The sequence below is a fragment of the Paractinoplanes ferrugineus genome, assembly GCF_016862195.1.
Lineage (GTDB): Bacteria > Actinomycetota > Actinomycetes > Mycobacteriales > Micromonosporaceae > Actinoplanes > Actinoplanes ferrugineus.
In genome coordinates, this window is the sequence record NZ_BOMM01000008.1 from 167,358 (window position 1) to 189,695 (window position 22,338).

At 70.9% G+C, this 22,338-nt stretch carries 29 protein-coding genes; 13 read left to right on the top strand and 16 right to left on the bottom strand.

Features of this window, described 5'->3' with window-relative positions:
* Positions 1-32: 32 nt before the first annotated feature.
* Positions 33-599: a DUF3000 domain-containing protein gene (locus tag Afe05nite_RS05905; RefSeq protein ID WP_203815935.1), complete on the bottom strand. Its 567-nt coding sequence runs from the start codon at positions 597-599 to the stop codon at positions 33-35.
* On the opposite strand from Afe05nite_RS05905, the gene Afe05nite_RS05910 reads away from it, so the two are divergent.
* The 4 genes from Afe05nite_RS05910 (at position 598) to hemQ (ending at position 3,959) form a co-directional block, all read left to right on the top strand.
* Complete coding sequence (locus Afe05nite_RS05910) at positions 598-744, top strand: hypothetical protein (protein WP_203816049.1); 147 nt, start codon at positions 598-600, stop codon at positions 742-744. The two genes, Afe05nite_RS05905 and Afe05nite_RS05910, sit on opposite strands and share 2 nt — an antisense overlap.
* Entirely contained in the window at positions 741-1,778 is a 1,038-nt protein-coding gene (hemE, locus tag Afe05nite_RS05915) for a uroporphyrinogen decarboxylase (protein ID WP_438867646.1), read from the top strand. The genes Afe05nite_RS05910 and hemE overlap by 4 nt, the downstream gene beginning before the upstream one ends.
* 91 nt (positions 1,779-1,869) lie before the next feature.
* Positions 1,870-3,255: a protoporphyrinogen oxidase gene (hemG, locus tag Afe05nite_RS05920; protein WP_239117585.1), complete on the top strand. Its 1,386-nt coding sequence runs from the start codon at positions 1,870-1,872 to the stop codon at positions 3,253-3,255.
* Entirely contained in the window at positions 3,252-3,959 is a 708-nt protein-coding gene (gene hemQ, locus Afe05nite_RS05925) for a hydrogen peroxide-dependent heme synthase (protein WP_203815938.1), read from the top strand. The genes hemG and hemQ overlap by 4 nt, the downstream gene beginning before the upstream one ends.
* A gap of 6 nt (positions 3,960-3,965) precedes the next feature.
* Here the strand turns inward: hemQ and Afe05nite_RS05930 are convergent, their stop codons facing one another.
* Positions 3,966-4,415, bottom strand: a complete 450-nt coding sequence (locus Afe05nite_RS05930; RefSeq protein WP_203815939.1) for a GNAT family N-acetyltransferase — start codon at positions 4,413-4,415, stop codon at positions 3,966-3,968.
* 81 nt (positions 4,416-4,496) lie between these two features.
* Here Afe05nite_RS05930 and Afe05nite_RS05935 point away from each other — a divergent pair, with 81 nt between their 5' ends.
* The 4 genes from Afe05nite_RS05935 (at position 4,497) to Afe05nite_RS05950 (ending at position 6,397) form a co-directional block, all read left to right on the top strand.
* Positions 4,497-4,751 carry an isoamylase early set domain-containing protein gene (locus tag Afe05nite_RS05935; RefSeq protein ID WP_203815940.1) on the top strand — a complete coding sequence of 85 codons (255 nt, stop codon included), beginning with the start codon at positions 4,497-4,499 and terminating at the stop codon, positions 4,749-4,751.
* Between the two features lie 35 nt (positions 4,752-4,786).
* Positions 4,787-5,041 carry a hypothetical protein gene (locus tag Afe05nite_RS05940; RefSeq protein ID WP_203815941.1) on the top strand — a complete coding sequence of 85 codons (255 nt, stop codon included), beginning with the start codon at positions 4,787-4,789 and terminating at the stop codon, positions 5,039-5,041.
* Between the two features lie 82 nt (positions 5,042-5,123).
* Entirely contained in the window at positions 5,124-5,924 is an 801-nt protein-coding gene (locus Afe05nite_RS05945) for a thymidylate synthase (RefSeq protein ID WP_203815942.1), read from the top strand.
* Complete coding sequence (locus Afe05nite_RS05950) at positions 5,921-6,397, top strand: dihydrofolate reductase (RefSeq protein ID WP_203815943.1); 477 nt, start codon at positions 5,921-5,923, stop codon at positions 6,395-6,397. Before Afe05nite_RS05945 ends, Afe05nite_RS05950 begins: the two co-directional genes overlap by 4 nt.
* 44 nt (positions 6,398-6,441) lie before the next feature.
* On the opposite strand, the gene msrB is transcribed toward Afe05nite_RS05950, so the two are convergent.
* Entirely contained in the window at positions 6,442-6,849 is a 408-nt protein-coding gene (gene msrB / locus Afe05nite_RS05955; protein WP_203815944.1) for a peptide-methionine (R)-S-oxide reductase MsrB, read from the bottom strand.
* A gap of 66 nt (positions 6,850-6,915) precedes the next feature.
* Between msrB and Afe05nite_RS05960 the strand changes: the two genes are divergently transcribed.
* From Afe05nite_RS05960 to ligD, 3 genes are all read left to right on the top strand, one after another.
* Entirely contained in the window at positions 6,916-7,377 is a 462-nt protein-coding gene (locus Afe05nite_RS05960; protein WP_203815945.1) for a hypothetical protein, read from the top strand.
* 97 nt (positions 7,378-7,474) lie between these two features.
* The gene (locus Afe05nite_RS05965) at positions 7,475-7,939 is read left to right on the top strand and encodes a hypothetical protein (protein WP_203815946.1); all 465 of its coding nucleotides are present in this window, start codon (positions 7,475-7,477) and stop codon (positions 7,937-7,939) included.
* A 95-nt stretch (positions 7,940-8,034) separates the two neighbouring features.
* Complete coding sequence (gene ligD / locus Afe05nite_RS05970) at positions 8,035-9,063, top strand: non-homologous end-joining DNA ligase (RefSeq protein ID WP_438867651.1); 1,029 nt, start codon at positions 8,035-8,037, stop codon at positions 9,061-9,063.
* Here ligD and Afe05nite_RS05975 read toward each other — a convergent pair.
* A complete protein-coding gene (locus tag Afe05nite_RS05975; RefSeq protein ID WP_438867653.1) occupies positions 9,052-9,537 on the bottom strand; it encodes a GNAT family N-acetyltransferase in 486 nt (161 codons plus the stop codon). The genes ligD and Afe05nite_RS05975 overlap by 12 nt on opposite strands.
* Between Afe05nite_RS05975 and Afe05nite_RS05980 the strand changes: the two genes are divergently transcribed.
* The gene (locus tag Afe05nite_RS05980) at positions 9,532-9,990 is read left to right on the top strand and encodes a potassium channel family protein (RefSeq protein WP_203815948.1); all 459 of its coding nucleotides are present in this window, start codon (positions 9,532-9,534) and stop codon (positions 9,988-9,990) included. The genes Afe05nite_RS05975 and Afe05nite_RS05980 overlap by 6 nt on opposite strands.
* Here Afe05nite_RS05980 and Afe05nite_RS05985 read toward each other — a convergent pair.
* The 8 genes from Afe05nite_RS05985 to Afe05nite_RS06020 all read right to left on the bottom strand — a co-directional run bounded on the left by Afe05nite_RS05985 (position 9,941) and on the right by Afe05nite_RS06020 (position 17,381).
* Positions 9,941-11,467, bottom strand: coding sequence for an alpha/beta hydrolase (locus Afe05nite_RS05985; protein ID WP_203815949.1), 1,527 nt, complete (start codon positions 11,465-11,467; stop codon positions 9,941-9,943). The two genes, Afe05nite_RS05980 and Afe05nite_RS05985, sit on opposite strands and share 50 nt — an antisense overlap.
* A 90-nt stretch (positions 11,468-11,557) precedes the next feature.
* Positions 11,558-12,625: an ATP-dependent DNA ligase gene (locus Afe05nite_RS05990; RefSeq protein ID WP_203815950.1), complete on the bottom strand. Its 1,068-nt coding sequence runs from the start codon at positions 12,623-12,625 to the stop codon at positions 11,558-11,560.
* Between the two features lie 67 nt (positions 12,626-12,692).
* Positions 12,693-13,061, bottom strand: coding sequence for a DUF3037 domain-containing protein (locus Afe05nite_RS05995; RefSeq protein WP_203815951.1), 369 nt, complete (start codon positions 13,059-13,061; stop codon positions 12,693-12,695).
* Entirely contained in the window at positions 13,058-13,780 is a 723-nt protein-coding gene (locus Afe05nite_RS06000; protein WP_203815952.1) for a HipA family kinase, read from the bottom strand. The genes Afe05nite_RS05995 and Afe05nite_RS06000 overlap by 4 nt, the downstream gene beginning before the upstream one ends.
* Positions 13,781-13,803: 23 nt before the next feature.
* Complete coding sequence (gene abmR / locus Afe05nite_RS06005; RefSeq protein ID WP_203815953.1) at positions 13,804-14,358, bottom strand: ATP-binding transcription factor AbmR; 555 nt, start codon at positions 14,356-14,358, stop codon at positions 13,804-13,806.
* Between the two features lie 81 nt (positions 14,359-14,439).
* Entirely contained in the window at positions 14,440-15,231 is a 792-nt protein-coding gene (locus tag Afe05nite_RS06010) for a thioesterase family protein (RefSeq protein WP_203815954.1), read from the bottom strand.
* A gap of 102 nt (positions 15,232-15,333) precedes the next feature.
* Positions 15,334-16,791: a deoxyguanosinetriphosphate triphosphohydrolase family protein gene (locus Afe05nite_RS06015; RefSeq protein WP_203815955.1), complete on the bottom strand. Its 1,458-nt coding sequence runs from the start codon at positions 16,789-16,791 to the stop codon at positions 15,334-15,336.
* An 11-nt stretch (positions 16,792-16,802) separates the two neighbouring features.
* Complete coding sequence (locus tag Afe05nite_RS06020; protein ID WP_203815956.1) at positions 16,803-17,381, bottom strand: LURP-one-related family protein; 579 nt, start codon at positions 17,379-17,381, stop codon at positions 16,803-16,805.
* Positions 17,382-17,448: 67 nt separating this feature from the next.
* Here Afe05nite_RS06020 and Afe05nite_RS06025 point away from each other — a divergent pair, with 67 nt between their 5' ends.
* On the top strand, positions 17,449-18,549 hold the full coding sequence (locus Afe05nite_RS06025; RefSeq protein ID WP_203815957.1) for an MBL fold metallo-hydrolase: 1,101 nt from the start codon (positions 17,449-17,451) through the stop codon (positions 18,547-18,549).
* A 53-nt stretch (positions 18,550-18,602) separates the two neighbouring features.
* Here Afe05nite_RS06025 and Afe05nite_RS06030 read toward each other — a convergent pair whose 3' ends face one another.
* The 4 genes from Afe05nite_RS06030 to bioD form a co-directional block, all read right to left on the bottom strand.
* On the bottom strand, positions 18,603-19,520 hold the full coding sequence (locus Afe05nite_RS06030; RefSeq protein WP_203815958.1) for a diacylglycerol/lipid kinase family protein: 918 nt from the start codon (positions 19,518-19,520) through the stop codon (positions 18,603-18,605).
* A gap of 64 nt (positions 19,521-19,584) precedes the next feature.
* Positions 19,585-20,163: a GAF domain-containing protein gene (locus Afe05nite_RS06035; RefSeq protein ID WP_203815959.1), complete on the bottom strand. Its 579-nt coding sequence runs from the start codon at positions 20,161-20,163 to the stop codon at positions 19,585-19,587.
* Between the two features lie 142 nt (positions 20,164-20,305).
* A complete protein-coding gene (locus tag Afe05nite_RS06040) occupies positions 20,306-21,139 on the bottom strand; it encodes a PHP domain-containing protein (protein ID WP_203815960.1) in 834 nt (277 codons plus the stop codon).
* A gap of 3 nt (positions 21,140-21,142) precedes the next feature.
* Positions 21,143-21,862, bottom strand: a complete 720-nt coding sequence (gene bioD, locus Afe05nite_RS43620; protein WP_239117603.1) for a dethiobiotin synthase — start codon at positions 21,860-21,862, stop codon at positions 21,143-21,145.
* Positions 21,863-22,338: the final 476 nt, after the last annotated feature.

Genomic DNA, 22,338 nt, shown 5'->3' on the forward strand with positions numbered 1-22,338 from the left:
CCCGATCTTCTGAAGCTCTGAATCCGCGGGCGCTAGCCGACGCGGTGGCGTTCGTTGAAGGACGTCACCCCGGGCGGCGGCAGGCCGGCGGTCGAGGCCAGCATCGCGCACCAGCCGAGCAGGTGCGCCGCGGTGTCCGACGACGTCGGCGTCCAGGAGGCGCGCACCTCCAGGTCGGCGGTCGGTTCCGGCCCGGCCAGCTCACCGAAACGGGTCGACGCGGTCTGCGTGATGGTGCCGCCGATCGCGGTGTAGGTCGCGTCGTGCTGCTCCAGCGCGTCGGTCAGCCAGGTCCAGGCCACCGCGGGCAGCAGCGGGTCGCTCGCCATGTCCGACTCGAGCTCCGCGGTGACCAGCGTGACCAGCCGGGTCTCGCCGCGCCAGGACTCGTGCCCGGCCGGGTCGTGCAGCAGGATCAGCCGGCCGCTCGCCACCTCGTCGCCGGCGCGCAGCACGGTCGCGCTGAGCGCGAACGCGAACGGCGCGAGCTTCTGCGGGGCGGCGATCTCCTCGAGCAGGATCTCCGGGCGGGACGCGACCGCCCGCAACCCGGCGACGGCGCGGGTGAACGCCTCGGGTGCCGCGGAGGGGGTCGCCATGCCGGAAGCCTATGCCGCGCAACGCTTGTTCTCGTCGATCGCCGCGCTGTGTCTTTGGCCGGGCGATCGCGAATTTGTCGCCGGGGCCGTCCGGCCGCCCCGCCCACCACCCGATTGCCGGCTGAAGGCAGGATTGAACGCGTGACTTCAGTGCTGAACGAATCGGCGTTCGTGCGGGCGTGCCGCGGGCAAGAGGTGCCGCACACCCCCGTCTGGTTCATGCGGCAGGCCGGGCGGTCGCTGCCGGAGTACCGCAAGATCCGCGAGGGCATCGGGATGCTCGACTCCTGCCGTCGTCCCGACCTGGTCACCGAGATCACCCTGCAGCCGGTCCGCCGGCACGACGTCGACGCCGCCGTGCTGTTCAGCGACATCGTGGTGCCGATCGCCGCGGCGGGTGTCGACCTCGACATCGTGGCCGGCACCGGCCCGGTGGTGGCCGAGCCGATCCGGTCCGCCGGCGACCTCGACCGGCTGCGCCCGATCACCGCCGGCGACGTCGATTTCGTCGCCGAGTCGGTGCGGCTGCTGGTCGGCGAGCTCGGCGACACCCCGCTGATCGGCTTCGCGGGCGCGCCGTTCACCCTCGCCAGCTACCTGATCGAGGGCGGCCCGTCCCGGACCTACCTCAAGACCAAGGCGATGATGTACGGCGAGCCGCAGCTCTGGCACACGCTGCTGGCCCGGCTCGCCGAGATCACCCAGACGTTCCTGCGCACCCAGATCGACGCGGGCGTGAGCGCGATCCAGCTGTTCGACTCGTGGGCCGGGGCGCTGTCCGAGGCCGACTACCGCGAGTTCGTGATGCCGCACTCCGCCGAGGTGCTGGGCGGCCTGGCCGACGCCGGCGTCCCGCGCATCCATTTCGGCGTCGGCACGGCCGTGCTGCTGCGGGCGATGGGGGAGGCCGGCGCGGACGTGGTCGGGGTCGACTGGCGCACCCCGCTCGACCGGGCCACCGAGATCGTCGGCCCGGAGCGCGCGCTGCAGGGCAACCTCGACCCGGCCGTACTCTTCGCCCCCTGGGAAGTCGTCGAGCGGGAGGCCCGCCGGGTGCTCGCCGAGGGCCGGGCCGCCCCCGGCCATGTCTTCAACCTGGGCCACGGGGTGCTGCCGCAGACCGACCCCGAGATGCTGACCCGGCTGGTCGAGCTGGTGCACCTCGTTTCCGCGCGCTGACCGGGACTTCCGGCCCTCCCGCGACGGCCGTTCACCGACCAGGGTCGACCCCGGTGGTCGCGGCGGGGCGCGACCTGGGAGGGTGGAAAGCGTGCGGAAGCGGGTTGCGGTCATCGGCGGCGGCATCGCCGGGCTCGCCGCGGCGGTGCGCCTGCGGGATCTGACCCCGCCGGGCACCGAGATCATCGTGTACGAGCAGAGCGGCGTCCTGGGCGGCAAGTTGCGCACCGGCGAGCTGGCCGGTCGGCCGGTCGAGCGGGGCGCCGAGTCCTTCCTGACCGCCGGTCCGGCCGGTGCCGAGTCGGCCTCGGTGGCCCTGGCGAAACATCTGGGCCTGGCCGACTCCCTCGTGCACCCGGCCACCGTTCCGGCCGCCCTCGCGGTCGGTGGCGGCCTGGCTCCGATCCCGGGCGGCACGCTGGTGGGCGTCCCCGGTGACCTGACGAAGCTCGGCGACGTCGCGCACGTGACCGGCTCCGACCGTGACGAGGGCCGCCCGCTGCTGGCCGTGGGCGAGGACGTCGCGGTGGGTGAGCTGGTCCGCGCCCGCTACGGCGAGGAGGTCGTCGACCGGCTCGTCGACCCGATGCTCGGCGGCGTCTACGCGGGGCGCGCCGACCGGCTCTCGCTCGAGGCGACGATGCCGCAACTGGCCGCCACGGCCCGGATCGAGCACACCCTGCAGGGGGCGGTGCGGGCCGCGCAGGCCGCCCGTACCCGTAATCCGGGTCCGATCTTCACGACCGTCAAAGGTGGGATGAGCCGGCTGGTGGCCACGGCCGCGGCGGCCAGCGGCGCCCGGATCAGCCTGGGCCTGCCGGTGCGCGACCTGTCCCGCACGGCGCACGGCTGGCGTCTGCTGCTCGGCCCGGTGCCGGCGCCGCAGACCGACGACGTCGACGCGGTGGTCCTGGCCGTCCCCGCGAAACCGGCCGCCCGCCTGCTGACCGGCATCTCGGCGGAGGCGGCCGACGCGGTGAGCGTGCTGGACTACGCGAGCGTGGCACTTGCCGCCTTCGCCCTGCCGCCCGGCACCCCGCTGCCCGAGTTGTCGGGCTTCCTGGTGCCGCCGAGCGAGGGCACCCTGGTCAAGGCGGCCACGTTCTTCACCCGCAAATGGCCCCATCTGGCCGACGCGGCCGACCCGGTGATCGTCCGGGCGTCGCTCGGCCGCTTCGGCGAGCAGGAGCGTCTGCAGCTGCCCGACGAGGAGCTGCTGGCGCGGGCGATCCGCGAGCTCGGCGAGTTGGTCGGCCACGAGCTGCCGGCCCCGATGGCGACCTGGGTCCAGCGCTGGGGTGGCGGCCTCCCGCAGTACGCGCCGGGCCACCGCGACCGGGTGGCGTTCGCCCGGCAGCAGCTGCCGGCCGGCCTGGCCCTGGCCGGGGCGGCGTTCGACGGAGTGGGCATTCCCGCGTGTGTGGCGAGCGGCGAGCGCGCGGCGGAAGACGTAAGCAAGTCCTTGGAGGATGAATGAGCGACGAGACCCAGCCCACCCGCGAGCGCATTGCCGAGTTGAACGCATCGATCCGCTACACGATGTGGTCGGTGTTCAAGGCGACCACGCCGCTGCCCGCGCTGCGGGAGGACCTCGCCACCGAGGTCGACGGCCTGTTCGAGCAGCTGTCGGGCAAGGACGTGACGGTCCGCGGCACCTATGACGTGTCCGGCCTGCGGGCCGACGCCGACGTGATGATCTGGTGGCACTCGGGCTCGTCGGACGCGCTGCAGGACGCGTACGGCCTGTTCCGCCGGACCGCGTTCGGCCGCCACCTGGCGCCGGTCTGGTCGCAGATGGGGCTGCACCGGCCGGCCGAGTTCAACAAGGCGCACGTCCCGGCGTTCCTGGCCGGCGAGGACGCGCACAGCTACCTGTGCGTCTACCCGTTCGTGCGGTCCTACGAGTGGTACCTGCTGCCCGACGAGGAGCGCCGCCACATGCTGGCCGAGCACGGCCGGATGGCCCGCCCGTTCCCGGACGTACGGGCCAACACGGTCAGCTCGTTCGCTCTCGGCGACTACGAGTGGCTGCTCGCCTTCGAGGCCGACGAACTGCACCGCATCGTCGACCTGATGCGCGAGCTGCGGGCCGCTACCGCCCGCCGGCACGTGCGGGAGGAGCTCCCCTTCTACACCGGCCGCCGCCGGTCGGTCGGCGAGATCGTCGCCAATCTGCCGTAACGCCGGTCACCGGGCCGGGCGGTGCATCGGGGTGTGCGGGATGCCGTCCTCGAGGTACTCCGGCCCGGTCGGTTCGAAGCCGAACCGGGCGTAGAAGCCGGTGAGGTGGGACTGTGCCTCGAGCACGCTCGGCCGGTGCCCGACGATCCGCAGCGCCTCGGTCATCAGACGGCCGGCCAGGCCGTGCCCGCGCGCCTTCGAGGACGTCACGACCCGGCCGATCCGCTGGGCCTCGCCGTCCTGCAGGAGGCGCAGATAGGCGCGGATCTCGCCGTCGTGCTCGAACCAGACGTGCCGCGTCCCGGGCTCCAGGTCCCGGCCGTCCAGATCGCCGTAGACACAGTTCTGCTCCACGACGAAGACCTCGCTGCGAAGCTTGAGGATGCCGTAGAGCGTGGTCGTGTCGAGGTCGGTGAACGAGGCGGAGCGCGGGGCGGCAGGCTGTTCCGGGTGCATGCGGCAAATCGTAGGCGCCGTGCCGTCACCCGTGTCGCGGCCGGACGTTGTACGGATGAACGCCTGATCGTGGAGGTCCTGATGATCAAGAAGAGCAGGCTCTTCGGCGACAAGACGCGGGTGACGTTCTGCCTGCCGGGAGACGAGCCGGCGGGCCGGGTGAGCGTGGTCGGCACCTTCAACGGGTGGGAGCCGGGCACGCACGAGCTGAAGCCGCGCCGGGACGGCACGCGGACCGTCAGCGTGCCGTTGGGCCCGGGGCATTACGCGTTCCGCTATCTGGCGAGCGACGGCGTCTGGCTGGACGATCCGGACGGAAGCGAGTTGCGCCTTTAGCCAGAAAAGTTCTCACTTATGGCTAATCTGGCTGCATGACCATGTACGAGACCTCGGACCTGCACAAGCGTGTCGCGCGGTACGAGGCGGCAGTGGACGAGCTTCGGGCGGCTCATCAGGACATTCGGTCCGTCCTGGTCGACCAGGTGCTGTTCGAGCGCTGGCAGCAGATCGGCGCCGACCTGGGGTTCACCGTCGCGGCGTCGGCGACCGCATCGGCGGCTCATCAGCAGGACCTGAACGCGATGAACCAGCAGATCCCGCAGATGGCGGAGGCCTGGGCGGGCTGACCCGGAGCACTCCGCCGTCGTCGTCTCTCTGCCACCGGGGCGGCGTCGGCGGAGACCCGATGGCCAGGCTAGGTTTGCTGCCATGTCCGTCGACACCCAGTACGAAGACCTGCTGCGCCGCGTGCTGCACACCGGAATCCCGAAGAGCGACCGCACCGGCACCGGCACGGTGAGCCTGTTCGGTGAGCGACTGCGCTACGACCTGTCCAAGGACTTTCCGCTCGTCACGACGAAGCGGGTGCACTTCAAGTCGGTGGCCGTCGAGCTCCTGTGGTTCCTGCGCGGCGAAAGCAATGTCAGCTGGCTGCGCGACCAGGGCGTGACCATCTGGGACGAGTGGGCCGACGCGCAGGGTGAGCTCGGGCCGGTCTACGGCGTGCAGTGGCGGTCGTGGCCGACGCCGGACGGTGGACACGTCGACCAGATCAGCTCGGTGCTGGAGACGCTGCGCAACGACCCCGACTCCCGCCGCATGCTCGTCTCGGCGTGGAATGTCGCCGAGCTGCCGAGCATGGCGCTCGCCCCGTGCCACGCGATGTTCCAGTTCTACGTGGCCGACGGAAAGCTGAGCTGCCAGCTCTACCAGCGCAGCGCCGACCTCTTCCTCGGGGTGCCGTTCAACATCGCCAGCTACGCGTTGCTCACCCGGATGGTGGCGGCGCAGGTGGGCCTCACCCCGGGCGACTTCATCTGGGTCGGCGGCGACTGCCACATCTACTCCAACCACGTGGCGCAGGTCGAGACGCAGCTCACCCGGGACGCCTATCCGTTCCCGACCCTCGAGCTGGCACCCGCCTCGTCGCTGTTCGACTACAAGTACGACGACTTCCGGCTGGCGGACTACCAGCACCACCCCGCGCTGCGGGCCCCGGTCGCCGTATGACCGTGCACCTGATCTGGGCCGAGGCCGGCGACCGGGTGATCGGTGCCGACGGCGGCATCCCCTGGCACCTGCCGGGAGAGCAGGCCCTGTTCAAGGAGCGCACGATGGGTGCGACCGTGGTCATGGGGCGGGCCACCTGGGATTCGCTGCCCGCGAAGGTGCGGCCACTTCCGGGCCGCCGCAACATCGTGCTCACCCGCGACCCGCAATGGTCGGCACCGGGGGCTGAGGCCGCCCACGCGGTGCACGGTGTCGACCTGACCGAGGAGGTGTGGGTGATCGGGGGCGCGGCCGTCTACGAAGCGTTCCTGCCGGTGGCCACGCACGTCGTGCGCACCCGCATCGACCTCGAGGTGGCGGGCGACACCCGGGCGCCGGCGCTCGGCAAGAGCTGGGCGGTGGTCTCCGACTCCGGCTGGCTGACCGCCACCAACGGGCTCCGCTACGTGGTCGAGGAGCTGGAACGGTCGTAGTCGGACGGGCAGCCCGGCAGGAATCGCCGGGCTGCGCTTCTCGCTCAGGCCTTGGGGTCCAGGCGGATCGACAGGCTGTTCACGCAGTGCCGGGTGTTCTTCGCGGTCATGTGCTCGCCACGGAAGACGTGACCCAGGTGGGAGTCGCACCGCGCGCAGCGGATCTCGACCCGGAGCATGCCGTGGCTGTGGTCCTCGATCTCCTTGACCGCGCCGGGGATGGCGTCGTCGAACGACGGCCAGCCGCAGTGCGAGTCGAACTTGTAGTCGCTGGGGTAGAGCTCGGCGCCGCACGCGCGGCAGTCGTACGTGCCCGCGGTCTTGGTGTCGACGTACTCCCCGGACCAGGGGGCCTCGGTGCCGGCCTGGCGCAGCACCCGGAACTCGTCGGGGCTGAGCCGGACCCGCCACTCGTCCTCGGTGGTGGGCAGGGTGGTTTCGTTCGGTGCCATGGCCCCAACGGTACGTCGACGCACTTGTGGTGCGGCCGACGTTCGGCCGCGCGCGTTGGGCCTTGTATGGAAGACGCATCGCCGGCGACGTTCCGTCCCACGTGGCAGCAGGCTCTCGGACGTGGTTTGTATGTAGGCGCCTTCTTCGTGGTGGCGGGAATCACTCTCGCGCTGATCATCGGGACGCCGCCGCTGGCCGGGGCGGTGCTGGCGGCCGGCCCGCTCGGCGTCGGCGCGGTGGTCGGGCTGGTGGTGGGCCGGTTCACCGAAACCGAGCTGAGCGCGGGGGGAATCCGGACCCGTTCGATGTTCGACGACGGGGTGGCGCCCTGGCATCGGGTGGTGGACCTGCGAGCCGAGCGGCGAGGCAAGCGCACGGTGGTGTCGGTCTACCTCGATTCGGGGACGAGTGTGCAGCTCAATGCCCCGTACAGCGGAGGGTTGTTCGCTGCTGACCCACACTTTGAGACAAAAGTGTGCTCTTTGTCCCATATATGGCGTAGTCACCGTTTCGGTGGTCTTCCGTGATCATGACCCGCCGTAGATCATTAACGGGTAAATCGGGCAATTAACGTAAGCTATCTTTTGGACCTCGGAACCACCGCAACAGATCGGAAAACTCCTCATGAGTGCATATCGCCGCATCCTTGCCGTCGGCCTCCCATCCATGGCGATCGCCGCGGCCATGGCCTTCTCCGCAGCGCCCGCTGTCGCCGCCGCTCACCTCGCCGCCCGCCCGTCGACCACGGCTACGCCTTGTGCCGACGACGAACGCACCAAGTGTGACTACGCCTCGGTCAGTCCGGCGCACACCCGGGGCCACGGCGGCTACGCGTCGCCGACCACGACCAAGCCGTCGCCCAGCACCACGCCGACCGGCGACGTCGACACCGTGCCGCCGACCACGCCGCCGGGCGTGCTGGACACCGGGACCCCGGCCCCGGGGGTCAAGTCCGGTGGCGGCGTCAGTGCCGGTCACGCCCTGCCGGTCACCGGTCCGCCGACGGGCGGGATCGTCTCGGTCGGTGGCGTGATGGTTGCCGCCGGTGTCGCGTCGGTCTGGTACACCCGTCGTCGACGCACGGTCTGACGGCCGATTTATCATCATTTAGCGCGAGAGATCGCCCGGGTGGTCCGGACGACCTCTCGCGCTTTTTGTCGCACCGGCGGCATAGGGTCGTGGACATGCCGAAAGCCGCAGCGGAAGAGCACGAGATCGCCGGCCGGACCGTCCGGCTGACCAGCCCCGACAAGGTCGTGTTCCCCCGTCCGGGCTACACCAAGCGGGACGTCTTCGACTACTACCGCGCGGTCGGCGACGGCATCCTGCGCGCGCTCCGCGACCGCCCGACCACGCTGCAGCGTTTCCCGGACGGCATCGAGGGCGAGATGTTCTTCCAGAAGCGCGTCCCCACCCGCGGCGTGCCCCCGTGGATCCAGACCGCCAAGATCAGCTTCCCGAGTGGACGGAACGCCGACGAGCTCTGCCCGGCCGACCTCGCCCACGTCGCGTGGGCGGCGCAGATGGGCACGGTCGTCTTCCACCCGTGGCCGGTGCGGGCGGCCGCCGTCGACAACCCCGACGAGCTGCGCATCGACCTCGACCCGCACGCCGGCACCGACTTCGACGACGTGGTCGCGGCCGCCGGGGTGATCCGGGAAGTGCTCGACGACCTCGGCTTCGTGGGTTTCCCCAAGACGTCCGGCGGTCGCGGCGTGCACGTCTACGTGCGGATCGAGCCGCGGTGGTCGTTCGTCGAGGTCCGGCGGGCCGCCATCGCGCTGGCCCGGGAGGTGGAGCGGCGCCGCCCCGACCGGATCACCACCTCCTGGTGGAAGGAGGAGCGCGGCGAGAAGGTCTTCCTCGACTACAACCAGATGGCCCGGGACCGCACCATCGCCTGTGCCTATTCGCTGCGCGCCAACGCCCGCGCCACCGCTTCCGCCCCGGTGACCTGGGCCGAGCTGACCGAGGTCGAGCCGGACGACTTCGACCTGCGCACCCTCCCGGCCCGCTTCGCCAAGATCGGCGACCCGCATGCCGGCATCGACGACGTGGCGCACGACATCACGCCGCTGCTCGAGTGGTCCGCGCGGGACGAGAAGGCGGGCCAGGGCGAGATGCCCTACCCGCCCGACCACCCCAAGATGCCGGGCGAGCCGCCCCGGGTGCAGCCGAGCAAGAAGAACGCGGCCAACTGGTCAGAGGACTAGCTTCATGCCCTCGTGCGAGGCGGTGAAGCCGAGCGACTCGTAGAAGCGGCGGGCCTCGGTGCGGCGCTTGTCGGTGGTCAACTGGACGATCCGGCAGCCCCGGTCCCGGGCGCGGTCCACGGCGTACGCCATCATCAAGCGGCCCAGGCCGCCACCGCGCCGCCCGGCCCGGACCCGCACCGCCTCGACAGTCATGCGCGAAGCGCCGTTGCGACTCAGCCCCGGGGTGAACGTGAGCTGGCAGGTCGCGACCACCTCGGCCGCCTCGACGCCGACGATCAGCTCGTTGCCGGGGTCGGCGTCGATCGCCTCGAACGCCTGCCAGACGGCGGCGTCGACCTCCTCGGACACGGTGCCGAAACCGCGTTGCCGACTGATCTCATCGTCGGCCAGCAGCGCCAGGATCGCCGGGACGTCTGCCCGTTCGGCCAGGCGGAACCGGATCCCCGGGTTCCTACGATGTTCGCCATGCACGTGCTGCTCACACCCTTCCGGCGGGTCTATCGGGCGATCGTCTGGCTGGCGAACTCGCCGCGCACCCTGATCCTGTCCTACGCGATCCTGATCGTCGTCTGCGCCGTCCTCTATCACTTCGTCGAGGACAGCTCGTCGTTCGGTGACGCGCTGTGGTGGGCGATCGTCACCGCCTCCACCGTCGGTTACGGCGACATCTCACCGGAGTCGGGGCTGGGCCGGGTGCTTGCCGGCCTCCTCATCTCGATCATGGTGCTGCTCGTCATCCCGCTGATCACCGCGCACTTCGCCAGCAAGCTGATCGTCGACGCGGACGCCTTCCGCCACGAGGAGCAGGAAGAACTCAAGAACAACCTGCGTCGGGTACGCATCCTGCTCGAGGCCCTGGCCGAACGCGAAGGCATCACTTCGCCGGACAGCGCAGTCCCTCCTGCGGCACCTGAAGATCGATGAGGTAGCTGTTGACGGCCTTGACGATGCAGGTCGTGCTCGGATAGGCGGTGTGCCCCTCGCCCTCCCAGGTGAGCACGTGCCCGACACCCAGCATGTTGGCCAGATCCGCGGTGTTCTCGTACGGCGTGGCCGGGTCACCTGTCGTGCCGACCACCACGATCGGCGGGGCGCCGGTGGCCGCCCCGGCCGGGTAGGGGTCGCGCTGGCCCGGCCAGAACACGCAGGGCAGCATGCCGGTGGCGAGCGCCGCCCCGAACAGCGGATATTTCGCTCGCCACTCGCCCTGCAGCTTGCGGATCTCCTCGACGGTCGGCACGTCCTTGGTGTCCGCGCAGTTCACCGCCATGTTGGCGTCGAACAGGTTGCTGTAGCTGCCGTTCGCCTTCCGCTCGGCGTATTGATCGGCGAGCGCGAAGATGCCCTTGGGGTTGCCCTGCTGCAGGGCCGCCACCGACTGGGCCAGCGTGCCCCAGCCCCGCTCCGAGTAGAGCGACGAGATCACCGCCACGAAGATCCAGCCGGAGGTCGCCTTGCGGCCGTCGGTGTTGGCCACCGGGTTCTTCGCCGCGGCCGCCATCAGGTCGGTGACCGCCTTGCGCGCGTCCGGCGCGATCGGGCATTTGTCCGCGGTCGCCTTGCACCAGGCGGCGAAGTTGGTGAACGCCCGTTCGAAGCCCTTGGCCTGCGTCTCCGAACCCTCGACATAGGTCTGCTTCGGGTCGACCGCGCCGTCGAGCACCATCGCCCGGATGTTGCCCGGGAACTGCTGGGCATAGGTGGCGCCGAGCAGCGTGCCGTAGGAGAAGCCCAGGTAGGACATCTTGGCGTCGCCGACCGCGGTGCGGATCGCGTCCATGTCCTTGGCGGCCTGCTCGGTCGAGAAGTTGACCAGCTGAGCGCCGTACTTCGAGCCGCAGCCCGCAGCGACCCGCCGGTTGAGCGCCACCAGGCTGTCGAACGCCTCCTGGCTCACCGGGTCGGGCGGGGCGGCGAACGACGCGTCCTGATCCTCGTTGCTGATGCACTTGATCGGATCGGAGCGGCCGACGCCGCGCGGGTCGAAGCCGACGATGTCGAACCGGTCGGTGACCGCGGTCGGCAGCCCGCCGAGCGCCTCGCCGTAGGACAGATAGACAGCGGTGTCGACACCGGAACCGCCGGGGCCGCCGGGGTTGATCAGCAGTGAGCCGATCCGGTTCTTCTGCGCCTCGGAGCGGATGCGGATCAGCGAGATCGAATAGGTCTCGCCGCTCTTCGGCTCGCCCCAGTTGCGCGGCACCGCGACCTCGGCGCAGTCGTAGGCCATCCCGCTCGCGCCCTGGCCGACCAGGTCCCGGGGGACGTCGTCGCAGCTGCGCCAGTCGGGTGTGGTGCCCGGGACGGCGCCCGCGCTGGGGCGGCCGGCGATCGGCTGGTCCTCACCCGAGCCGTCGGGCGCGAACGTGGGCAGGGTGCAGCCCGCGGTGGCGACCACCATTGCGGCGAAGAGTCCGACGGCGAGGCGGGAGCGACGCGGCACTGTTTACGGCCTTTCGTTCTGCTGATTCCGGCTTCGGACGAGGCTAGCTCAGCGGCTTGTGAGGACCTCGGCCAGGTTGAATCGCACCGGACGCTCCAGCTGCTCATATGTGCAGGTCCGGGGGTCACGGTCGGGCCGCCACCGGTCGAACTGGGCGGTGTGCCGGAATCGGACGCCTTCCATGTAGTCGTATCGCACCTCGACCACCCGCTCCGGTCGCAGCGGCGTGAACGACAGATCCTTGCCGTTGTTCCACCGGCTGTACTCGTTCTTGCGCGGCGTCCGTTCGCCCTGTTCCTGCGCCGCCCAGTTCCACGGGTGCTGCTCGAACGTCGTGACCAGCGGCTGGAGCTCGCGGAACAGCTCCTCGCGCACCGCCATCGGGAACGCGCCGATCACCCCGACCGACGCCAGCACGCCGCGCTCGTCGTAGAGGCCGAGCAGCAGCGAACCGATCCGGTCCTCGGCGGACTTGTGGGTGCGGTAGCCGGCCACCACGCAATCGGCGGTCCGCTTGTGCTTGATCTTGGTCATCACCCGCTTGTCGGGCTGATAGGTGAGGTCGGCCGCCTTCGCGATCAGCCCGTCCAGCCCGGCGCCCTCGAACTCGGCGAACCACCGCTGAGCGGTGGGAAGATCGTCGGTGGCCGGGGTGACGTGCACCGGCGGCTGCGCGTTCTTGAGTACGTCCTGAAGTCGCGCCCGCCGTTGCGCGAAGGGCCGCTCGGTGAGGTCCTCGTCGCCGATCGCCAGCAGGTCGAACGCCACGAAGCTGGCCGGAGTCTGCTCGGACAGCAGCTTGACCCGGCTCGCCGCCGGGTGGATGCGCTGCTGGAGCGCCTCGAAGTCGAGCGTGTTGCGCTCCGTGTCGGCCACGATCACCTCGCCGTCGATCACCACCCGCTCCGGGAAGTTGGCCAGCACGGCCTCGACGACCTCGGGGAAATATCGGGTCATCGGCTTCTCGTTGCGGCTGCCGATCTCGACCTCCGCGCCGTCCCGGAAGATGATCGAGCGGAAGCCGTCCCACTTGGGCTCGTAGACCTGCCCCGGCGGGATCTCCGCGACGGGTTTGGCGAGCATCGGCTTGACCGGCGGGTTGATCGGCAGCTGCATGGCCCCAGTCTGCCGCTTCCCGCGTCTTCGTGAAGCCCCTCGGTTTTTTGCCCCGCTCGCGGGTCGCTCAGCGGACCAGGACCTCGAGGAGGCGGTCCAGTTCGGTGGCCGGGTCGGCGGCCAGGCCCATGTGCACCGGGCCGGCTCGGAGGATGGTGCTGCGAGGGGCTACCAGCCAGCGGAAACGCTCGCCCGGCTTCATCGTGGCGGCGGCGCCCGCACCGGTGCAGGTGGCCTCCCACGAGGCCAGGGCGGTGGCCACGGCGGGCAGGTCGGCGTGCGGGTCGAGGCAGCGCAGCCGGTCCTCGTGCAGGTGGGTACGGGCGGCCAGGAAGTCGAGCCGCTGGCTGTAGAGAATGACGCCCACGTTGATCAGCTCGCCGCGTTCGATGCGGGGCATGGCCTGGATGATGGCGTACTCGTAGGGGAGTCTCATGGCAGCCACGCCGCCGGCTGCGCGGCGCGCTTCACCAAGTGGTCGAGGTAGGCGTCGCGGTCGCCGCCGTCCAGCCATTCGTCCGGCACCAGGGCGAGCGTCTCGCCGATCAGCTCGGGGGTCAGCCGGGCGGCCAGGGCCGGCCCCTCGGTGGCGAGTGCCGTGGCGTAGGGCTTGAGCACGTGGTCGTCCCACTTGTAGGGGCGGTGCACCACGGCCTCGGCGCGCGGCCAGTTGTGGTGGAAGTAGAGGGTGGCCCCGTGGTCGATCAGCCACAGCGTGTTGTGCCAGATCAGCAGATTCGGGTTGCGCCAGCTGCGGTCCACATTTTCCACGAACGCGTCGAAGGCCAGCACCCGGGAGGCCAGCGCCGGCTCGACCGGGTGGGCCACCGGGTCGTAGCCCAGCGACCCGGGCAGGAAGTCCATCCCGAGGTTGGCCCCGGCGCTCGCCTTGATGAGCTCCTGGACCTCTTCGTCGGGCTCGGCCCGTGCCACGATCGGGTCGAGGTGCATCACGGCCAGGTCGGGCACGGGCAGGTCGAGCCGCCGGCCCAGCTCGCCCGCGATCACCTCGGCGACGAGTGCTTTCGGTCCCTGCCCGGCGCCGCGGAACTTCACCACGTACGTGCCGAGGTCGTCGGCTTCGACGACGCCGGGCAGTGAACCACCTTCGCGTAGCGGTGTGACGTAGCGGAGGGCGGTGACTTCACGTAGCACGCGCCCACCCTAACCGCCGTTGATCAGGCCGTGGCCGGCCCCTGCCGCCGCAGCTCGTCGACCTTGGTCATGGCTTCCCGCAGGTCGGCCAGCCAGTCCTCGGTGTGCTGCCCGACCAGCTTGACGCACCAGGCCAGGGCTTCCGACCGGGAGCGGGCCACGCCGGCGTCGACCAGCGTGTCCAGGATCTGCCGCTCCGGCTGGCGCAGCCGCGTCATCACCGGCGCGGCCAGATGGGTGAACAGTTCGTTGGTGTCGCCGGAGCGGATGCCCCAGGCGACCTTGCGCTGATAGCGGTGCTCGACCTGGCGGGCCACCCGGATGCGGTCCTCCCGGGTGTCTTCCCGGAACTGGTTGATCCGGCCGGCCTGGGCGGCGGCCCGGTCGGCCTCGGTGACGTCGGTGCCGAGGTCGGGTTCGGCGACCCGGCCCCAGATGATGATCTCGTCGCGGTCGATCACGATCTCGGGCCGCTCGGTGAACCATCCGTCCGGGATGGCCCCGGTGACCCAGGCAGCCGCGTCGTCGGCGGCCGGGGGCTCGTTGCGGGCCCCCGGCGGTGCGGGACGGTAACGCATATCCAACCTCCCCTTGCAAACGTGATTACAGAATTACACCGTTACAACGGCAACGGCCATCACGTTCGCCCGGGGCGTATTTCAGTGCCGGACGCCGGCCAGTTGGGTGGCCTGGGCGACCAGGTTGTCCTTGGCGTCCCAGACGAAGACGACCTCGTCCATCCGGCCGCCGAGGATCTCGGTGGAGTGCATCGTCACCCGCAGCGGGCCGGGGGCCGGCAACCGGCGGAGGTACGCGGTGAGGGTGATCGTCGGCGCCCAGCCGGTGATGCCCAGGGTCAGCGAGATCGGCGGCGCCGGGTCGAGCGCGACGAGCATGCTCAACGGATCCCAGTCGGCGCCGTCGGCGAGGCGCAGCCACGACGCGATCCGGCCGCTCTGCGACGGCTGCCCGAGGGCGAAACCGAGGTCGGCCGGGCTGATCCGGTGCTCGACCACGTCGAGCAGATGCACCGGGAACTGCGCACCGGGTGGGTTCGACGGCAGCAGCACGCAGTCGTCCTCGGCCGTCATCTCGGGTGTGGTGGCGCTGCTCCAGAAGGCCGCCGACTCGTCCAGCTCGCCCTGCGTCACCAGCGCCTCGGCACACGACGTGCCGTCCTGTTCGAGTCGCGCCCGGAACTGCCCCGAGGTGCGCCCGGCCCGCAACAGTTCGACCCGTACGGTGGCCGGCCCGGCCTTGGGCGGCCGGAGAAAGGTGGTGGTCACCGCGACGAGATGGGCAAGCGCGGCGTCGCCGGCCACCGCCCGGCACAGGATCGCCATGAGATAGCCGCCGTGCAGCTTGTCGCCGATGGCCCACTGCGGGTCGAGCTCGGCCTGATAGACGCCGTCGCCGCCGTGGACGGCCGTCGCCTCCGCGAAGGTCTTCATCCGGTCAAGCTGGCACGGCCAACTTGACGTCGTCAAGTTCCTTGGTGACTTCGCGACGAACTGCACAGACAGCGTCGGCGCGAAGCCTTCCCACCAGACTTTCTAGAGTACGAAGGCATCCGTCCACAGCTGGCGGGAGCGCCCGGACAGAGCCTCCATCAGGCCGATCGCCTGGCTGTCGGTGAGCCCGGCGACGAAATCGATCACCGCTCGGCCGCGGGCCTGGCCCAGCCGGTCGGGTGTGCCGTCGGCGAGCTCGACCTCGGCCAGTTCGACCAGGTCACGCAGGCGGCGGGGGATGCGCTCCTGTTCGTCGGGGTCGGTGAGCCAGGCGAGCAGGGCCTCCACCAGCGACGCGAGCAGGCGGCCCTGGCCGCGCTGATGCAGCGCGAGATCCGGGCGGGCGAGCACGAAGCGGTTCTGCACGAACTTCAGCACCTGCACCTCGTGCCACTGGGCCGGCGCGAGCTGAATGTGGCCGGAGCGGACGGCCGGCTGACCGGTCAGCTCGATCGACTCGACCAGGCGCCGGGTCCAGTTCGCTGAGAACGCCGCCACCTGCGCCTCCGCCTCCAGGGAGCCGTCGAACGGGCGGGCCAGCAGGCCGTCGACCAGTTCGGCGCGCACCAGCTCGACAGCCGCCGCGAACGCGTCGTCGTTGGCCATCCAGCCGTCCTTGCGGTGCAACTGCCGGCGCAGCGACTCGATCGCACCGCCCGCCCGCTCCGGGTCCGAGTCGGGACCCCAGCGCTGCCAGGCCATCAGCTCGGTGGCGACCGCGCCCTGCTGGAGCACGCCCACCCGGTGCACGTCCTCCAGGTCATGGATGGCGTAGGCGATGTCGTCGGCGGTGTCCATCACCGAGGCCTCGAGCGTCTGCTGCCAGTCGGCGACCCGGCCGGCGAACGGGGCCCGGGCGGCGACCATGTCGTCGGCCTCGGTCGAGTAGGCGCCGAACTTGAGCGAGCCGGCGGACGGGTCGTCGGGGATGGGGGCGGCGCCACGCGGCGGGGGATCCATGTAGCGGACGGTGCCGTGCCTGGTCCACGGGTATTTGAGGATCGCGGCGCGGACCGCGCTGGTGAGGTTGAGGCCGATGGTGGCCTGGCCGCGGATCTCGGTGCTGGTGACGATCCGGTACGACTGGGCGTTGCCCTCGAAGCCGTCCGCGATGCCGAGCCGGAGTCGCGCGAGCCGGTCGAGCACCCGTTCGCCGAGGTGACCGAAGGGCGGGTGGCCGAGGTCGTGGGCGAGGGCGGCGGCTTCCACGACGTCCGGATCGAGCCCGCCGAGTTTCTCCGCCAGATCCGACCGGTCGGTGCGCAGCGCGCGTTCGGCGATGGCCCGCGCCACCTGGGCGACCTTGAGGCTGTGCGTCATCCGGTTGTGCACGAGGAGGCCGGCCCCACCCGGGCTGATCACCTGGGTGACGCCGGCCAACCGCGCGAAGAACGGGGAACTGACGATCCGGTCCCGATCCACCCGGTACGGGCTGGCGGCGAGATCACCCGGGGCCACCAGGCTGTCGCCGAACAAACGCTGGGCACGTGGATCAGTCATACCCCGCAACGCTACCGGGACTGCAGCGCGTCCAGCGCAACCGCCATCGCCGCGACGAGCCGGCGGTCCAGCTGCGGGTCGTGGATGGTGATCACGTAGCGGTCCCGCAGGCCCCACTTCTTGATCACCGAGAACGCCGGGCGGTCGCCGATCAGGAACTCGAAGTGGTACGGCAGCCAGGACAGCGAGTCCACGAAGCGGCGCAGGATCGCCACCACCAGGTTGCTCTCGCGGCCGATCATCTCGGCGTAGCCGGGCTGCTCCAGGTGCCAGGTGGAGCGCAGCAGCGACTCCTTGAAGTTCTTCTTGAACAGGCCGATCGGGGCGCCCTTGGCGTCGGTGACGTCGTAGGTGGCGCCCAGATCGATCACCTGGCGGGCCTTGAAGCCCAGCACGGGGGTCGTTCTGGTGTCGTCGGAATAGAGGGTGACCTGCTCTTTGAAGGCCATCCGCTTCTGCTGTGCGAAGGCGAGAAGGCCCGCCTCGGCGCCGTCCGGCGAGACGGCGTGGATCTCATATTGGTTGACCATCAGGCGGATACGCTGACGGACGATCAGCTGCTGCTGGGTCTGAAGGGTGTCGACAGTCACGGCCGCGGAGTCTAGAACCTTTGGCGCTCGCTGGCAGTACCCCCGGTTCGCCAGTCAAAATAGCCTGATGACTAAGCGGGGAAGAACCGGTTTGATCGCCCTGGCACTGGGTGCCGCGGCGGTGTGGGTGGCCAAGGACATCCCGCGGCAGATGGGTGCCAAGGCCAAGGGCGACCGGTTGACCCGGGTCCTGGCCTCGCCGCAGTTCGCGGACGGCAAGTTCCGTAACACGGTGCCGGCCAGCCAGCCCGACGCGGCCGCGCTGACCCGCATCGCCTCCGCCTCGATGCGCGACCGCGAGTCCCGCCGTCCGCACCAGCCGATCCCGGTCGTGTCCCCGGCCCCCGGCCTGGACGCCGACGGCCTGCACGTCACGTGGTACGGCCACTCGTCGGCACTCGTCGAGATCGAGGGCCGGCGCGTGCTGCTCGACCCGGTCTGGAGCGACCGCTGCTCGCCGTCGCGCATCTCCGGCCCGAAACGGCTGCACGAGCCGCCCGTCGCGCTGCGCGACCTGCCTCCGATCGACGCCGTGTTGATCTCCCACGATCACTACGACCACCTCGACATGGAGACGATCCAGAACCTGGTCGACCTCCAGGCGGCGCCGTTCCTGGTGCCGCTGGGCGTGGGCGCCCACCTCGAGCGCTGGGGCGTGCCCGCCACCCGCATCATCGAGCTCGACTGGAACGACAGCGCCAAGGTCGCCGGCCTCGAGTTCGTCGCCACCGCCGCCCGGCACTTCTCCGGCCGGGGCTTCAGCCGCGACGAGACGCTCTGGACCAGCTGGGTGATCAACGGCCCGACGCGCAAGGTCTTCTACTCCGGTGACACCGGCTATTTCCCCGGCTTCGCCGAGATCGGTGCCGAGCACGGTCCGTTCGACGTCACGCTGGTTCAGGTGGGGGCGTACGGCGATGCCTGGCCCGACATCCACATGATCCCGGAGGACGGCGTGGCCACCCACGTCGACGTCCGGGGCGGCTTGCTGATCCCGGTGCACTGGGCGACCTTCAACCTCGCCCTGCACGAGTGGTCGGAGCCGGCCGACCGCACCTGGAACGAGGCCAAGGCCCGCGACGTCAAGCTGGCGATTCCCCGCCCCGGTGAGCGCGTCGACGTCGACAACCCGCCGCCGGTCGACGGTTGGTGGCAGCAGATCGCCTGAGGCGTGCCCGGCCCGGGAATCCGCGTCGATTCCCGGGCCGTCAGCCGGCCCGGCTAGGCGGCGGCCTCGGGCGACTCCCGGGGTACGCAGATCTTCACCGCTCCCGGGCAGACCGAGGCCGAGAAGCTCTTGGTCTTGGTACGGGCGCCGCCGTCGAGTTCGTACTCCATCTTGCTCTTGAGTTTCACGTCGATCCGGCGGGCTCGGGTGGTTCGGATGAACGGCGAGTGATCGGAGCGGCCGACCGCCATCGTGCCGAGAGCGCGGGCCCACTCCAGGGCGCCGTGCGCGGTGGCGACACCGACGTCCAGCCAGCCGTCGTCGGGCTTGGCGTCGTCGAACGCGTGGATGCCGCCGGTGATCGTGCCGACGTTGCCGATGAGCACGCAGCTGGCCTCGTCGTCGAACCACTTCACCCCGTCGATGAGGATGCGGGCGTGCGCCGGCTCGCCGTTGACGTGCCGCACCCCGGCCCACACGTACGCCAGCTTCCCGAGCCGGTCCTTCATCTTCCGGTCGGCATCGCTGATCATCGCCCCGTCGAACCCGACCCCGGCCATCACCCCGAAGTATTCGCCGGCGAGTCGGCCGAGGTCGATGCGATGGCGCCGCCCGTGCAACGCGATGTCGACCGCTTCGGCCAGGTTGTGCGGGATGCCCAGGTTGGTGGCAAGCAGGTTCCCGGTGCCGGCCGGGATGATCGCCACCGGAATCTTCGAGCCGCCCTTCTCCCGGGCGACCACGTCGAGCGACCGCTGCACCATGCCGTCGCCGCCCCACACCACGAGCAGGTCGACGCCGGCCGCGATGGCCTTGCGAACCTGCTTCGGAGCCTTGCGACTCTTCGGTACCTCGGCCCAGATCAGCTTGTCGACGCCGCCGTCGGTGAGGCGGCGCCGAAGCTCGTCGAGCCCGCCGTCGAGAGTCTTGCGCTGGTGGGCCACGACGGCGATGGTTCGGGGCGTGTGCATGGTCGCGCACTACCCGCTTCGTCCGATCGGTAATCGGCCCCGCTCGATCGGTGCGGCGGGCCGGTCAGCTCACCGTCTCGCGCATGCGCTGCTCGGCGGCGGCGCTTCGGATCACCATGAGCCGCAGCTCCAACTCGTCGGAGACCATCGACGCCAGGTGCTGCAGGGCACGCAGTTGACGGGGCGACGCCTCGCGAGGGCGGTTGTCGATGACGTTGACGGTGCCGAGGCGGTAACCGTCGTGGGTGCGGATCGGCGCCGCCGCGTAGAAGCGCAGGCCCAGCTCACCGCGGACCAGCGGGTGCTCCAGCGTGCGCGGGTCGACGGCCGCGTTGTTGATGACGTAGATGTCGTCCTGGGCGATGACCGACGCGCACAGGCCCGGCTCCTTGCCCACCTCACGCACGCCGCTCAGCCCCTCGCAGGCGGCTAGCCACACGCGGTCCTGCTCGACCAGGGACACCGTCGCGATCGGCGTGTCGAAGATGGTCGCCGCCACGAACGCGATCCGCTCGTACGCGTCCTCGACCGGCTGGTCGACCATCCGATAGCGCCGGACGGCCTCGAGTCGTGCCTGCTCCGGCGAGCCGACACTGTCCAGGTACTCGTACGCGCCGGACGACACCGGATTGCTGTTGGTCATGACCGAACCTCCTCGCCGTGATCGCGGTTACGGCCGAGCCTAGAAATACCCACGGTGTCCCGCAACGGCGCGGACAGCTCATTTCGGGGTAACCCGTCCAGTTCGAACGTGAAAGTCGCACCCCGTGTGCGATTCGGGCGGCTCACCTGATCCAGCGGTCGTACGGGTGGCGGCCGGGGCGGAAGCCGTACGCCTCGACGACCGCCACCGCCTCGGCGAAGCCCCGCCCGACCCACTCGGGCAGGTGGGCGTCGCTGCCGAACGAGACCGCCTCGCCGCCCTCCGCCCGCCACCAGCGCACCAGTTCGGGCCGGGCGGGCCGGCGGGTGTTGATCTCGAGCACCCGGCCGGTGTCCGCGAGCGCGCGCAGCGCCACCCGGAACTCGTCCTCGAAAGCGGCCGGGTCGAACGGGCCGGCACTCGCCGGCCAGTACCGGCCGACGTAGTCGATGTGGGCGAGCACCTCGAAGGCGTCCGAGCCGGCGACCAGGCGGGGTATCTCGGCGAGGTAGGTGCGGACCACGTCGGCGGCCGGGTGCCGCTTGAACTGGGTCGGCGGTTCGGCGAAACCGTCGCCGAGGGGCAGACAGTGCAGCGAGCCCAGCACCCGCTCGAACTGCCCGGCAGCGAGCAGAGCCGCGACCGCCTCGGTGTGCCGGTGCGGTTCGCCCACCTCGACGCCGGTGATGATGCGCAGGTCCGGGAACTGGTCGCGGCAGCGCTGCACGCACTCCAGATAGCCGTCGACGTCCAGCCGTGGCGGGGTGAGCGTCAACTCCGGCGTACGCAGGGCCGCCAGGTGCGGGTGGCCGTCGAGGTCGTCGTCGACCTCGGACCACACGGTGTGATCGAGATGCTCGGTGAAGGCGATCGCCGGCAGGCCGAGCTCGACCGCCCGGGCGCAGGTGCGCTCCATCGAACCGAGCGGCGCGTCCCACGACCATTCACTGTGCACATGACCATCGGCTGGCAGCATGACTCAATGGTGCCCGTCGCCGATCTCCTCGGCCCAGTTTCGCCAGTTGTCGATCTCGCCGTAGAGGGTCGGGGTCAGCCAGCCCGGCGCGGAGCGGCGGAAGACCCCGGGATCCATCCGGCCGGCGCCGTCCGGCAGCGCGCCGATCAGGTGCGGGGCCAGGTCGCTGAGGTTGGCCCAGTGCACCAGGTCCGGGTCGGCCGGCCACGCACCGATCACCACCCCGGCCGGCACCCCCCGGCGGTTGAGCGCCTCCAGGGTGAGCGCGGTGTGGTTGAGCGTGCCGAGGCCGGCCCGGGCCACCACGATCGTCTTCACGCCGAGCGTGGTGGCCAGGTCGGCGACCGTCCACGCCTCGCCGGAGGGGCGTACGCCCATCGGCACCAGCAGACCGCCGGCCCCCTCCACCAGCACCAGGTCATGCTTCTCGGACTCGGCGCGGATGGCGTCGACGACCTCGTAGAGCTCGAGCGGGGGCATCGACGCGACGGTGGCGGCGGCGAGCGGCGCCATCGGGTCCGGGTATTCGGCGAGCACCCGGGTGGTCTCGGGGGCGGCCAGGTGCTTGATGACGTCGAGGTCGGTGGGCGCACCCGAGGCGATGCCGGTCTGCCCCGGCTTGATGACCGCCACCCGCAGGCCGGCGGCGTGCGCGGCGGCCACCACCGCGGCCGTGACGATCGTCTTGCCGACGTCGGTGTCGGTGCCGGTGACCAGCACGATTCCCCGCCACTCGCCGGTGTCGGCGTGGTGCGGCGCACCCTGCGGCTCGGTCGTGCTGGCCTGCGCCGCGAGTTCGGCGGCGATCTCCGCGCCGAGGTCCGCCCCGGTGGGCAGCTCGGGCGACCCGAGGCCGCCCCCGAAACCGGGTCCGTCCCCGAAACCGGGCCCGCCCGGCGCGGGCGAGATCGGCGCGGGCGAGATCGGCATGGGCGAGCCGGGGGCGGGTGAGCCGGGCGCGGGCGAGATCGGCGCGGGGAAGACCGGTGCGGGCGAGATCGGGGCGGGCGAGATCGGGACGCCGGGCGGCTCGGTCGCGGGCGGGCGGGGTGGTGCGGTCGCCGACTCCGGTTCGCCCGGATCACGTCCGGAGCCGCTCCCGCGCTGCGGGAGAGCCGGCTCGACCGGCGGCGCGGGTTCTCCGACCGGGATGTCGTCGGCGAGCGGTCCGTCGCGGAAACCGGTTGGCGAGTGGTCGC

Coding starts and splice junctions, on each gene's coding strand:
- Afe05nite_RS05950 (WP_203815943.1), top strand. CDS start 5,921: ATGACCGTGCACCTGATCTGGGCCGAGGCCGGCGACCGGGTGATCGGT.
- Afe05nite_RS06035 (WP_203815959.1), bottom strand. CDS start 20,163: ATGACCAACAGCAATCCGGTGTCGTCCGGCGCGTACGAGTACCTGGAC.
- Afe05nite_RS05960 (WP_203815945.1), top strand. CDS start 6,916: ATGGAAGACGCATCGCCGGCGACGTTCCGTCCCACGTGGCAGCAGGCT.
- abmR (WP_203815953.1), bottom strand. CDS start 14,358: ATGCGTTACCGTCCCGCACCGCCGGGGGCCCGCAACGAGCCCCCGGCC.
- Afe05nite_RS05980 (WP_203815948.1), top strand. CDS start 9,532: ATGCACGTGCTGCTCACACCCTTCCGGCGGGTCTATCGGGCGATCGTC.
- Afe05nite_RS05990 (WP_203815950.1), bottom strand. CDS start 12,625: ATGCAGCTGCCGATCAACCCGCCGGTCAAGCCGATGCTCGCCAAACCC.
- Afe05nite_RS05930 (WP_203815939.1), bottom strand. CDS start 4,415: ATGCACCCGGAACAGCCTGCCGCCCCGCGCTCCGCCTCGTTCACCGAC.
- Afe05nite_RS05940 (WP_203815941.1), top strand. CDS start 4,787: ATGACCATGTACGAGACCTCGGACCTGCACAAGCGTGTCGCGCGGTAC.
- Afe05nite_RS05910 (WP_203816049.1), top strand. CDS start 598: ATGCCGGAAGCCTATGCCGCGCAACGCTTGTTCTCGTCGATCGCCGCG.
- Afe05nite_RS05905 (WP_203815935.1), bottom strand. CDS start 599: ATGGCGACCCCCTCCGCGGCACCCGAGGCGTTCACCCGCGCCGTCGCC.
- Afe05nite_RS06015 (WP_203815955.1), bottom strand. CDS start 16,791: ATGACTGATCCACGTGCCCAGCGTTTGTTCGGCGACAGCCTGGTGGCC.
- ligD (WP_438867651.1), top strand. CDS start 8,035: ATGCCGAAAGCCGCAGCGGAAGAGCACGAGATCGCCGGCCGGACCGTC.
- Afe05nite_RS06025 (WP_203815957.1), top strand. CDS start 17,449: ATGACTAAGCGGGGAAGAACCGGTTTGATCGCCCTGGCACTGGGTGCC.
- msrB (WP_203815944.1), bottom strand. CDS start 6,849: ATGGCACCGAACGAAACCACCCTGCCCACCACCGAGGACGAGTGGCGG.
- Afe05nite_RS06040 (WP_203815960.1), bottom strand. CDS start 21,139: ATGCTGCCAGCCGATGGTCATGTGCACAGTGAATGGTCGTGGGACGCG.
- Afe05nite_RS05995 (WP_203815951.1), bottom strand. CDS start 13,061: ATGAGACTCCCCTACGAGTACGCCATCATCCAGGCCATGCCCCGCATC.
- Afe05nite_RS06030 (WP_203815958.1), bottom strand. CDS start 19,520: ATGCACACGCCCCGAACCATCGCCGTCGTGGCCCACCAGCGCAAGACT.
- Afe05nite_RS05945 (WP_203815942.1), top strand. CDS start 5,124: ATGTCCGTCGACACCCAGTACGAAGACCTGCTGCGCCGCGTGCTGCAC.
- hemQ (WP_203815938.1), top strand. CDS start 3,252: ATGAGCGACGAGACCCAGCCCACCCGCGAGCGCATTGCCGAGTTGAAC.
- Afe05nite_RS05935 (WP_203815940.1), top strand. CDS start 4,497: ATGATCAAGAAGAGCAGGCTCTTCGGCGACAAGACGCGGGTGACGTTC.
- Afe05nite_RS05985 (WP_203815949.1), bottom strand. CDS start 11,467: ATGGTGGTCGCCACCGCGGGCTGCACCCTGCCCACGTTCGCGCCCGAC.
- Afe05nite_RS06010 (WP_203815954.1), bottom strand. CDS start 15,231: ATGAAGACCTTCGCGGAGGCGACGGCCGTCCACGGCGGCGACGGCGTC.
- Afe05nite_RS05965 (WP_203815946.1), top strand. CDS start 7,475: ATGAGTGCATATCGCCGCATCCTTGCCGTCGGCCTCCCATCCATGGCG.